Origin of the sequence: Kluyvera intermedia (assembly GCF_034424175.1) — a bacterium.
GTDB classification, from domain to species: Bacteria; Pseudomonadota; Gammaproteobacteria; order Enterobacterales; family Enterobacteriaceae; genus Kluyvera; species Kluyvera intermedia.
Genome location: NZ_CP139986.1, coordinates 3,475,765 through 3,487,325, shown reverse-complemented (window position 1 = coordinate 3,487,325; position 11,561 = coordinate 3,475,765). Strand labels below are relative to the sequence as shown.

The 11,561-nt window shown below is 52.9% G+C and carries 11 protein-coding genes; 3 read left to right on the top strand and 8 right to left on the bottom strand.

The genetic code is table 11. The features are described from left to right. Positions 1 to 219: 219 nt before the first annotated feature. Entirely contained in the window at positions 220 to 1,362 is a 1,143-nt protein-coding gene (locus U0026_RS16980; RefSeq protein ID WP_062776949.1) for a porin, read from the top strand. 107 nt (positions 1,363 to 1,469) lie between these two features. Here the strand turns inward: U0026_RS16980 and mnmH are convergent, their stop codons facing one another. The 5 genes from mnmH to ppiB all read right to left on the bottom strand — a co-directional run bounded on the left by mnmH (position 1,470) and on the right by ppiB (position 5,581). Further along, positions 1,470 to 2,561 carry a tRNA 2-selenouridine(34) synthase MnmH gene (mnmH, locus tag U0026_RS16975; RefSeq protein WP_062776951.1) on the bottom strand — a complete coding sequence of 364 codons (1,092 nt, stop codon included), beginning with the start codon at positions 2,559 to 2,561 and terminating at the stop codon, positions 1,470 to 1,472. A 107-nt stretch (positions 2,562 to 2,668) separates the two neighbouring features. Further along, positions 2,669 to 3,736, bottom strand: a complete 1,068-nt coding sequence (purK, locus tag U0026_RS16970) for a 5-(carboxyamino)imidazole ribonucleotide synthase (protein WP_062776953.1) — start codon at positions 3,734 to 3,736, stop codon at positions 2,669 to 2,671. Next, a complete protein-coding gene (gene purE / locus U0026_RS16965; RefSeq protein WP_062776955.1) occupies positions 3,733 to 4,242 on the bottom strand; it encodes a 5-(carboxyamino)imidazole ribonucleotide mutase in 510 nt (169 codons plus the stop codon). The genes purK and purE overlap by 4 nt, the downstream gene beginning before the upstream one ends. 118 nt (positions 4,243 to 4,360) lie before the next feature. Next, positions 4,361 to 5,083, bottom strand: coding sequence for a UDP-2,3-diacylglucosamine diphosphatase (gene lpxH, locus U0026_RS16960; protein WP_062777158.1), 723 nt, complete (start codon positions 5,081 to 5,083; stop codon positions 4,361 to 4,363). A gap of 3 nt (positions 5,084 to 5,086) precedes the next feature. Beyond that, a complete protein-coding gene (gene ppiB / locus U0026_RS16955) occupies positions 5,087 to 5,581 on the bottom strand; it encodes a peptidylprolyl isomerase B (RefSeq protein ID WP_062776957.1) in 495 nt (164 codons plus the stop codon). A gap of 258 nt (positions 5,582 to 5,839) precedes the next feature. Between ppiB and U0026_RS16950 the strand changes: the two genes are divergently transcribed. After that, on the top strand, positions 5,840 to 6,862 hold the full coding sequence (locus U0026_RS16950; protein WP_174525771.1) for an RNA-guided endonuclease InsQ/TnpB family protein: 1,023 nt from the start codon (positions 5,840 to 5,842) through the stop codon (positions 6,860 to 6,862). 112 nt (positions 6,863 to 6,974) lie between these two features. Next, positions 6,975 to 8,360 carry a cysteine--tRNA ligase gene (gene cysS / locus U0026_RS16945; RefSeq protein WP_062776959.1) on the top strand — a complete coding sequence of 462 codons (1,386 nt, stop codon included), beginning with the start codon at positions 6,975 to 6,977 and terminating at the stop codon, positions 8,358 to 8,360. A gap of 88 nt (positions 8,361 to 8,448) precedes the next feature. Here the strand turns inward: cysS and U0026_RS16940 are convergent, their stop codons facing one another. From U0026_RS16940 to xapA, 3 genes are read right to left on the bottom strand one after another with little or no spacing between them, the layout of a single operon-like run. Beyond that, a complete protein-coding gene (locus U0026_RS16940) occupies positions 8,449 to 9,384 on the bottom strand; it encodes a LysR family transcriptional regulator (protein WP_062777164.1) in 936 nt (311 codons plus the stop codon). 23 nt (positions 9,385 to 9,407) lie between these two features. Continuing rightward, entirely contained in the window at positions 9,408 to 10,613 is a 1,206-nt protein-coding gene (gene tsgA, locus U0026_RS16935; RefSeq protein WP_062776961.1) for an MFS transporter TsgA, read from the bottom strand. 48 nt (positions 10,614 to 10,661) lie between these two features. Next, complete coding sequence (xapA, locus tag U0026_RS16930) at positions 10,662 to 11,495, bottom strand: xanthosine phosphorylase (protein ID WP_062776963.1); 834 nt, start codon at positions 11,493 to 11,495, stop codon at positions 10,662 to 10,664. Positions 11,496 to 11,561: the final 66 nt, after the last annotated feature.

The window sequence follows — 11,561 nt, the reverse complement described above, 5'->3', positions numbered from 1 at the left end:
ATTACGACACACCCCGGCGTCACGCAGTGAAGCCGGCAACATTTTGCTGTCTCGTCAAATTGCCTATCCTTTCATCGCTTTGTCTCTTTTACGGCACCATTGGGTAAATCTGGAAACCTAAATCGCACGTTTCATTAAAAATCAGCGAGGTGGAATTTATTAATAAACGATAATATTTGTCAGCCAGATAGTTGGCTCGCAATCTATCAAGGAAAAATAATGACTATAAAAATGAAAGCACTGGCGTTATCGATCGGTGCTGCAGTGGCTTTGACGTCTTTCGCATCCCAGGCTGAAATCACCCTGCTTAAGCAGGATCCTCAGGCTGGTAACCCATTAAGCCGTCTGAACTTCACCGTGGGCGGCAGTATTCGTCCGCAGTTCCAGAACATGAACGGTAATGACGGTAAAAACGGTTACAAGCGTAACGGTTTTGACGGCGGCACCCGTTTCCGTTTCGCAGCAGATTACTACCTGTTCGATGATATTAGCTGGGTCAGCTACTACGAGCTGGGTGTGAACATTCCTGCGGTATTCGACTGGGATAACCACTACGCTAAAGGCGCCAACGACACGACTCGTCGTATGCTTTACACCGGCCTGAAGAGTGATACCTGGGGTACGCTGACCTTCGGTCAACAAAACAGCATCTACTACGATGTTGTGGGTGTGAAAACCGATATCTGGGACTATGACATGATTGGTCAGGCTTCAGGTAACGGCATCAACGGCGACTACGATGGTTCTTATCGTACCCGTAAATCTCTGAAATATAAGAAAACCGTGGGCGATGTTGATCTCTACGCTTCTTACTTGTTCAGCGATGACCTAAACCTGAATAACGGCCTGCTTTACAAACGTAAAGGCGGCGGTTCACTGGGTGTGGATTACCATATCACCGACGACCTGACCTGGGGTACCGCATGGAACTACACCCGTGCTGATATGAACACCACCCACAACAACGACAGCAAAACCTACGATCAAAACATCGTCGGTACCGCATTGAGCTGGACGCCAGACAACTGGACCTTCTCTGTTGGCGGCGGCTGGTATCAGAACTTCATGACCACCAAGAAAGCGTCTGTTAATGACTATTTCGCGGGCGATGCATGGGGTGTGGAATACTTCGCGGGCTACAAAATCCCGGTTGGCCAGTATGCGCTTAAATCTGTTCAGCCATACTTCATGGGTGACCGTATTGAATACGTGAATGGTCGCAACTACCAGCGCATCGACAATGGCGTGGGTATCAGCTTCCAGCTGGATTATGGTTTCCGTGTTGATTACGAACACGTCTTTACCTCCAGCACCGACGACCTGGGTGATATGAACCTGGTCCGTCTGCGTTACGATTTCTAATCGTAAAAAGGGCGGCTTTTGCCGCCCTTACTTTTTGTTTAACGGTACGCTTAGGCCCGATAAGCATGACGGCCCATCAGGCATGGCGATGCCGCGCCTTATCCGACCTACAATTGATTGCCTGCCAGCCACTCGACCACGGCTTCTGACGTCCCGCGAAACACAATCTTGTCCGCTTTCTTCTCTAACTGATAACAGTACATCGGATCGTAATATTCGTTTAATAATGGCACCAGCCAGGCAAAATGCGCTTCGGTAGAGCCGCTGCATTGTTGCTGAGCTAGCGCGTTATCGAGCGTGGCGGTCAGTTCCGCAAAGCGCTGTAGCCCCAAACGGCGGCGAATCGCAAACAGCCCATGATGCAGATACTCGCTGTATTCCTGCCAGCCCAGCTCTTCACCATAGGCGGCGATGAAATCGTGATGCATGCGGGTGAAATACTCTTCTCGCAGGCGTTCAATGCGCAGCTCAAACGGATCTTCGACGACGGCGATCGGTGACTGTGCCATCCGATCGCGCAGGCATTCCGGCAGATGGTTAGCGCCGATCATATGGCCTTCATCTTCCAGCACCCAGCGAACCTGATCCTGCTGATGCGCGCCTTTCAGCAGCGCAGTCGCCAGATGATTTTCAAAGGTCGCCTGAGAAAACTGTGGCGTCAGCGTACGACCAAACGACGATCCGCGGTGGTGGGCGAGCCCTTCGAGGTCGATCCCCTGTGATTGTTCGCGCACCAGCGGTGTTTTGCCGTTGCCAGTGCAGCCGCCGATCAACACGATCGGATGGCGCACCAGCATCTCGGTGGCCTGGATCGCCGCCTGACGCAGCGCCTTGTAGCCGCCGACGATCAGCGGGTAATCAATACCGTGTTCTTTGATCCAGCTCTGCGTAATATGCGAGCGCTGTCCGCCGCGCGCGCAACACAGATAGCCCTGCGGCGCCTCTTTGCAGGCGGCAAGCCAGGCATCAATGCGTTTTTGACGCGTCTCGCCGGCAACCAATTTATGCCCCAACGCCAGCGCCGCGTCTGCCCCTTCGCGTTTGTAGCAGGTACCGACGGCGGCACGTTCTTCGTCGTTCATCAGCGGGAGATTGACGGCGGCAGGCATCGCGCCTTGCGCAAATTCGACGGGGGCGCGAACGTCAATGATGGGCGTTTCTGCACGCAGAATCGCGCAGTAATCCGTCCCATTATTCATGGGGAAATCCTTCTATGTATCTACAGGGGGTATTGCGGTTATGACAGGATTTTACGCTTTGAAGAGGGGGCCGGGGAAGCGTAAGTTTCTTCCCCGGCATTAATGGCCTATTTCAGACGCGCTTGCGCCCAGGCAATACCGCTGGCGTACTCGGTAGACAAGAGAGGAACCAGCGCTTCCAGCGTGGCGCTGAGACGGCCGGTATCGCTGTCATTGAGATTCAGGTGACCGACTTTACGACCGTCACGAACCTCTTTGTCGTACCAGTGTAGGTGCACCAGTGGCAGTTTTAGCCAATTGTAGTTCAGCTCGGTGCCAATCAGGTTAATCATCACTGAAGGGTTATTCACCACCGGTGGTGGCAGCGGCAGGTCGGTAATCGCGCGCAGATGTAGCTCGAACTGACTGATTGACGCTCCGTTTTGCGTCCAGTGACCGCTGTTATGAACGCGCGGTGCCAGTTCGTTAATCAGCAGTCCGGCTGGGGTGACAAAGCACTCCATCGCCATCACGCCAACATAATTCAGCTCCTGCATAATCGCCGAAAGCATCGCTTCTGCCTGCGCTTGCTGCCCGGCATCAGCCTGTGGGAAAGCCACGCTCATGCGCAGAATCCCGTCCTGATGCAGGTTGTGGGTCAGCGGATAGAATACGGTGCTGCCATCGTGGGCACGTGCGCCGACCAGCGAGACTTCGCCAGAGAAGTTAATCCCTTGCTCGACAATACACTCGCCGTAGCAGTCGTCCGGTAACTGTGCCGTTTCGTCTTTGCGCAGACGCCACTGGCCGCGACCATCGTAGCCGCCAGTACGGCGCTTGACGATAGCCAGCTCACCCAGACGGTCAAAGACCGCAGGCCACTCTTCGGCGCTCGCCAGCAACTGCCACGGTGCGGTCGCGAGGTTGAGCTTATCGAACAGCTGTTTTTGCGTCAGACGGTCGGCAATAATCGGGAAGACGTCACGGTTAACGAACGCCTTATGCTCCGCTAACTCGCGGGTTAATGCGGTTTCCGGCCAGCGTTCAATCTCGGCGGTAATCACGCTTTGCTGGAACGGCACCGCAGCCGGGTCGGCTTCCAGGCCAACAGGCCAGACGGCAATACCCAGTGGTTCACCGGCCTGGCGTAACATTCGGCCTAGCTGACCATTACCCAATACGCAGACCTGCTTCATGCCGCACCTCGTGGGTCTGGATTCTCCAGCACTTCATCCGTTTGTACGCGACGCCACTCTTGCAGGCGCTGGTGCAGTTCAGTGTCGTGCTGCGCCAGGATCTGTGCGGCGAGCAGGGCGGCGTTGGCTGCGCCCGCTTTACCAATTGCCAGCGTGCCAACCGGAATACCACGCGGCATCTGGACGATGGAGTAAAGGCTATCGACGCCGCTTAACGCTGCGCTTTGTACCGGTACACCCAGCACGGGCACCAGAGTTTTGGCTGCAATCATTCCGGGTAAATGCGCAGCACCACCGGCACCGGCAATAATCACCTGATAACCGTTACTCTCTGCTTCTTCGGCGAAGCTAAACAGTTTATCGGGGGTGCGGTGGGCGGAAACCACTTCAACATGGTGAGGAACGTTCAGAATATCGAGGATTTCTGCGGTGAACTGCATGGTAGCCCAGTCGCTTTTGGACCCCATCACGATGGCGATACGTACCGGATTATTGCGCGAAGACATGCGTCTGAAAACTCCTGTGGGTGTGCTGCACACGACTTAGAGGTCACAGAGAATAACATGTAAAATGGGCAAGGAAAACGGTTGCGTAGAGAGAGAATGTTCTTATTGGGCGGAGATATTAAAACGGGAAGGGGATAAGTTCGACGTCGTCGACGCTGACTTTTACCATCGAGCCTTGCGTGTGCCAGGCGCCCAGTACCACACGATGTGCGGTTTCGCCGTTGGCATCGAGCGTATGGGTATCCGGGCGATGGGTATGCCCATGAATCAGCCACTGCACATGATGTTTTTCCATGACCTCAACTACGGCCTGTGCGTTGACGTCCATAATCTCCATCGACTTACTGCTGTTGGCGGCTTTGCTGTCGTCACGCATCTTCTGTGCAATGCGGCGGCGGATAAATAGCGGTAAGGCCAGGAATAATTTCTGGATCCACGGCGTATGAACTTTGGCACGAAACGCCAGATAACCGGGGTCGTCGGTGCAAAGCGTGTCGCCGTGCATAATCAGCACCCGGCGGCCGTAGAGATCGAGCACTTTCTCTTCAGGCAGCAATTGCATGCCGCTTTCGGTCGCAAAACGCTTGCCGATAAGGAAATCCCGGTTGCCATGAATGAAGTAGCAGGGGACGCCGGAATCAGCCAATGATTTGATAGCACAGGCAATTTCACGGTGCAGCGGGTTAGGGTCGTCGTCGCCAATCCAGGCTTCAAACAGGTCGCCTAAGATATACAGCGCATCGGCGCTGCGGGCTTCACCGTGTAAAAAACGCAGAAAACCGGCGGTAATCGCCGGTTCTTCTGTTTGCAGATGCAGGTCTGCAATAAAGAGTGTCGCCACCAATTACTCGCTAACGGTCACGCTTGTAATGATAACGTCTTCTTTTGGAACGTCCTGGTGCATACCGCTACGGCCAGTAGAAACGCCTTTGATCTTCTCAACAACGTCCATACCTTCAACCACTTCTGCGAATACGCAATAACCCCAGCCCTGCAGGTTCTCACCGGAGAAGTTCAGGAAGTCGTTGTCTGCAACGTTGATGAAGAACTGTGCAGTCGCTGAGTGTGGAGCCTGGGTACGCGCCATTGCCAGCGTACCACGGGTGTTTTTCAGACCGTTGTTCGCTTCGTTTTTGATGGCTTCTTTGGTTTCTTTCTGGTTCATGCCAGGCTCAAAACCGCCGCCCTGAATCATGAAGCCATTAATAACACGGTGGAAAATTGTGTTGTTGTAGAAACCTTCGCGGCAGTAGTCCAGGAAGTTTTTAACTGTTTCCGGCGCTTTATCGTCGAACGTTTTGATGACGATATCGCCGTGATTAGTGTGGAAAGTAACCATTTCTGCATCCTGTTCCGTTTAGTATGGTGCTTTAGCCCGCAATTTAGCGGCATATAGGTGCCTGTTATAGCATAACCGTGCACATCGATCACTAAGCCTTTCCTGCGCTATTGCAAAGAGGCCAGGCGGCGTTATGCATTGTCATTGATGTTGGTCAATCTTATATTTCCCTTGACTGTGTATATACACAGTATGAGCACACATATCAGAACACTTTCTGTCCGGGTAAAGGATTGTCATGCAGGCTTGCTACGGAAAATGGCAAGTGAAGTGAATGCCATCTTTAATCTGACAAATGAAATAACCTGCGCTGCATATTCTAACGCAGGGGAGTTCGGTGCGCAGAAACCTCAGTGGCTATCGGCTTTTGATGTGCGAAAAATGACTGCGGGCATTCAGCGAAAACGGGGATGGATAATTGGTTCGTCAACCGTGCAGGAGGTTATTTCCTATCATAGCAAGGCTCGCCAACAATCTAAGCGACCTCGTTTAAGATGGCGCAAAAGTCATGGCGTGAGGCGTTCTTTAGGTTGGGTTCCTTTTAAATCACGAGCAGCGCAATGGCGTGATGGATGTGTATTATTTGCAGGGCATTTATTTAAGGTGTGGGATAGCTATCATCTTGAAAATTATATATTTCGTGCTGGTAGTTTTGCTGAGGATAGTCGCGGGCGTTGGTATTTTAATATTTTTGTAGAAATATCGACTTCGATCTCACCAGGAACTCGTGCGCTAGGGATTGATTTAGGTCTGAAGGCTACGGCGACAGATTCAGAGGGTGGAAGGCTTGAGGTTGGACACTTTTATCGCAGTCTTGAGCCGGTGTTAAGAAAAGCGCAAAGGGCTCGAAAAAAATATCGCATTAAAAACATTCATGCAAAAATTAAAAATCGTAGAAAGGATAGTCTACATAAATACACTACGGGTCTGGTTAACCAATACGTGGCGATATTTGTTGGTGATATAAGTAGTAAGGCATTGATTCAAACCAAGCTTGCTAAAAGTGTTTTAGATGCAAGTTGGACAATGTTGAAAACACAATTGAAATATAAGGCGATCGCGCGGTCAGTCGTGTTTGATATTGTCAGTGAAAGGTACTCCACCCAAACGTGTTCGTGTTGCGGTGCTATTTCTGTCAACAGTCCGAAAGGTAGGGCAGGTTTGCGAATAAGAGAATGGACTTGTGTTGAGTGCGGAGCAATACATGACCGCGACATTAATGCGGCGAAGAATATTCTTGCGGCAGGGCATTGCCGTCTGGGTGCAGGAAACCTCACATAGAATGTGGGGTGGATGCCAACTTGCATTGTGTGCTGCTTCCGGGTTGAATTACGGGTAGAATATGCCGTTTGAGGCGAAAGCCCGGTTCACACACGTAAACATGGAATTCTCGATGCTAAAAATCTTCAACACAATGACGCGCCAAAAAGAGGAATTTAAGCCTATTCACGCCGGTGAAGTCGGTATGTACGTGTGTGGTATCACCGTTTACGATCTCTGTCATATCGGCCATGGCCGTACGTTTGTCTCCTTTGACGTGGTGGCGCGTTATTTGCGTTTCCTTGGCTATAAGCTGAAATACGTGCGCAATATTACCGATATCGACGACAAAATTATCAAACGCGCTAACGATAACGGTGAGAGCTTCGTGGCGTTGGTTGATCGGATGATCGTTGAAATGCATAACGATTTTGACGCGCTGAATATTCTGCGTCCGGATCAGGAGCCGCGTGCCACCCACCATATTCCTGAAATCATCGAAATCACCGAGCAGCTCATCGCCAAAGGCCATGCCTACGTGGCGGACAACGGTGACGTGATGTTCGACGTTCCAACCGATGTCGATTACGGCAAGCTGTCACGTCAGGATCTGGACCAGCTTCAGGCGGGTGCGCGCGTTGACGTTGTTGACGTTAAACGCAACCCGATGGACTTTGTGCTGTGGAAGATGTCGAAAGAGGGTGAACCAAGCTGGCCATCCCCGTGGGGCGCAGGTCGTCCGGGCTGGCACATTGAATGTTCAGCAATGAACTGCAAACAGCTGGGCAACCATTTTGATATTCACGGCGGCGGTTCAGATCTGATGTTCCCGCACCACGAAAACGAAATCGCTCAGTCTACCTGCGCGCACGACGGTGAATACGTTAACTACTGGATGCACTCCGGCATGGTGATGGTTGACCGTGAAAAGATGTCCAAATCGCTGGGCAACTTCTTTACCGTGCGTGATGTGCTGAAATATTACGACGCGGAAACCATCCGCTACTTCCTGATGTCCGGCCATTATCGTAGCCAGCTAAACTACAGCGAAGAGAACTTAAAACAAGCGCGTTCAGCGCTTGAGCGTCTGTACACAGCGCTTCGTGGCACTGACAAATCCGTCGCGGCGGCGGGTGGCGAAGCGTTTGAAGCGCGTTTCATTGAAGCGATGGATGATGACTTCAATACGCCGGAAGCCTATTCCGCGTTGTTCGATATGGCTCGTGAAGTGAACCGTCTGAAAACTGAAGATGCGCATGCCGCCAATGCGCTGGCGTCACATATGCGTAAGCTTGCTTCAGTACTGGGCTTGCTGGAGCAAGAGCCAGAAGCATTTTTGCAAAGCGGTGCGCAGGCAGATGATGGTGAAGTCGCAGAAATTGAAGCGCTGATCCAACAGCGTCTTGATGCGCGTAAAGCCAAAGACTGGGCGGCAGCCGACGCCGCGCGTGACCGTCTGAACGCGATGAACATCGTGCTGGAAGATGGCCCGCAGGGTACCACCTGGCGTCGTAAGTAAGTCTGTAACGTGTACGTAGGCCGGATGGCGGCTTCGCCTTATCCGGCCTACATCGACGGTAGCGTCGACTCCGGGGAATCTCTCGGCGTTAACGTCCCTGTAATCCCGCCACAAATGCCGTCATCAGTTCAGATAGCGGTTCGTCATACCACAACGCATACAGATCGGCTGGCACAGCTTCCTCCAGCGCTAAAAAACGTACACCAGGCCAGTGGATAAGCCCGCAGGTCTCCGGCAACAATGACACCCCCATTCCCGCGCTAACCAGCGCCAGCGCCGTTTGTGGCTCATTTACCTGATGCGCTATCAGCGGATAAAACCCGGCTTCCGCGCAGCGGTCATTAAGCTGACGAGCAAAGTCACTTTGCTGGAAAGACAGTGAAATCAGGGGCCTTGTGGCAAGCTCGGTTAAAGGCACTGCGTCCAGTTGGGTCAGGGGATCGTTTTCCGGCACGGCAAGCGCGATGAATTCATGGGAGATAAGCTGGTTGCGAATATGGGCTTCGCTATAAGGCAATACGTTGCGGTTAATCGCGATATCAATGGTGCGAGCACGCAGTGCGTCAATTTGCTGATGTTGTGACAATTCGTGCAGATTCCAGTCAACATCGGGATGGGTGGCTTTGAACTTTTTCAGCCGTGTCAGTAGCGTGCCCCAAAGCGCGCTGCCGACGATGCCGATGCTGATATGCTGGTTTTCGCTGCGGCCAATTTGTCGCACGTAGTTAAGGGATAGCTCCGTGGCGTTCAGAATCCTGTCAACCTCGGTTTTTAACACCTGACCTGCGCGGGTCAGCGCTACCTTACGACTGGTTCGCTCGAACAGTTTGGTCTCCAGCGTCTCCTCCAGCTCTTTAATCTGGATGCTGAGTGGCGGCTGGGAGATATTCAGCCGCGTGGCGGCGCGGCCAAAATGTAACTCTTCGGCAAGGGCCTGAAAATAGCGTAGGGCGCGGATATTTATGCGATTGTTGGCCAGAGCGTCGTTCATCGGCTGTTCAGGGAAAAGAGGAGGGAAGGCCATCATGCCTCCCTCCTTTTGCCTTGTCAAACCGCCGCCGGCGCGGTGGTGTGCAGACGTTCTGCGCGGCTACAAACGATGGCGACAACCAGAACCAGCAGCAAAATAGCGTAGGAAATCGTGGCCGTATTCAACGCGCCGTGCAGACCGTAATGGCCATTTACCAGTGAAGAGACACTTGCGAACAGCAGCGTTCCCACCGTGCCGCAGGTCAGCAGTGCAGAGATAAGCGTCGGTGAACTCTGGCTAACCTGTAGCGAGCCGTAACTCATTAGTCCGGAGAAGAGGCCTGAGTTAAAGAAGCCAAAGACTGCGCAGGCCACCAGAATAAGCGTGGTATTGCTGCTGTTGGCAATCAGCGCAATGGCGACCAGCCCGATGCAGGTACAGCCCAGCAGGAAGGTGCGTAACTTCATCCACTTCACGGTGAACTGATTGAGGAACAGACCAATTGCCTTCGCGACCCAGTACACGGTGGTATAAAGCGCCGCTTCTTGCGGCTGGATATGGAAGCGGAACTGTAGGTAGCCCGGCGTCCACATAGTGAAGATAGGCTCCGCCAGCAGGAAGGCGAAGAGGGCAAAACAGATCAAGTAAATCGACGGCCCCCAGGGTTCGCGGGTGACAGCCGTGTTGTGCTGTTGCGGCGCAGGTGCTTCTGTTGTCGGGAAGCGACAGCGCAAAGTCAACGCTAACATCAGCGCACCTAAGCCGCCCATGATGCCGTACATCGCTATCCAACTTGCGCCCATACGGAACAACCAGGCGAGCAGGAAGGAGAGAGTCGCGCCAGCAAGACTAAAGAAGAAGTCGGTAAAAATCAGGCTTGAGGAGCGGCTTTTTTCATCCGGGTTAATACGTACAACCAGATAGCTGCCGATGGTCATGAAAATCCCTCCGCAGGCGCCAATACCGGCCACCGCGAAGCTGAACATCGTCAGGGTAGGGGAAACGAAAAGAATCGCGCTGATAAGGACAGTCAAAGCCGCCGCAATCACCAGCGGTTTTTGTAGCCCCCATTTACGCATCAGAATCCCGCCCAGCATGATCGGAATAAACATGCCCATATTCATGAGCGTAAAGACCTGGCCGATAAAGCTTGGATCCTTATTAAATGCCGCGCACAGTGGACCGAGCACGATACCGAGCGTAGAGACAAGCGCACCGACGAAGTAGTAGCTCAGGTACGAGACGGCGTTTAAATTCGGACGAGAAAATGACGATTCTGACATATACATCTCTCCAGGCGAGCAGCTTACAGCCCGCCGATCATTCAAGGATTAGGCGAACTGTTTAATGAACTGACCTATCAGACGAATAAAATCGTCGGTCACCATGGCTGCACATTTCAACGTCTGCTCGTGCGAGAGTTCTACATCGCTCAGCCCTTCCGCCATATTGGTGATGGCGGAAACTGCCAGCACCTTCAGCCCGCAGTGGCGCGCGGCAATCACTTCAGGGACAACCGACATGCCGACCACATCGCCGCCCATGCGTTGCATCATGCGGATCTCAGCGGCAGTTTCGAAGTTCGGCCCCGGGTAGGAGACGAAAACGCCCTCATTGAGGGAGATTTCAAGGCTTTTCGCCGTCTGATGTAACTGTTCACGCAGATCTTTATCGTAGGCGTTTGCCAGGCTGAAAAAGCGCGGGCCGAAGCGGTCATCGTTTGGGCCGACCATCGGTGTGGATGGCATGGTGTTGATATGATCGTTTAAGGCGACGAGGCTTCCGGCAGGAATCGCTGGGTTAAGCGAACCCGCGGCATTGGTGCAGAACATAAATTCGCAGCCGAGCAGCTTAAAGGTCCGCACCGCCTGGGTCATGATGCCCATACCTAAACCTTCGTAGAAATGACCTCGCCCCTTCATGCAGATAAGCGGTACGCCGTGCAGCGTACCCATAACAATTTCCCCGGCATGACCGATGACGGTACTGACCGGAAAGCCCGGAAGTTCCTCGTAGGATAATGCGGTTTTGTTCTCCATGCGGTCGGCCAGTGCACCGAGGCCAGAGCCGAGAATCAGTGCGATACGTGGGATAAACCCAGGCTTGGCTGCGCGAAGGATTTCGACGGCTTCATAAGGGGTATTGTTGAGGATTGACGGTGACATAGGAACTCCAGAATCAGGGATGTTTTGCGCTATTCTGGGGAGCGGTTGATTGCCAATCCAATTTGA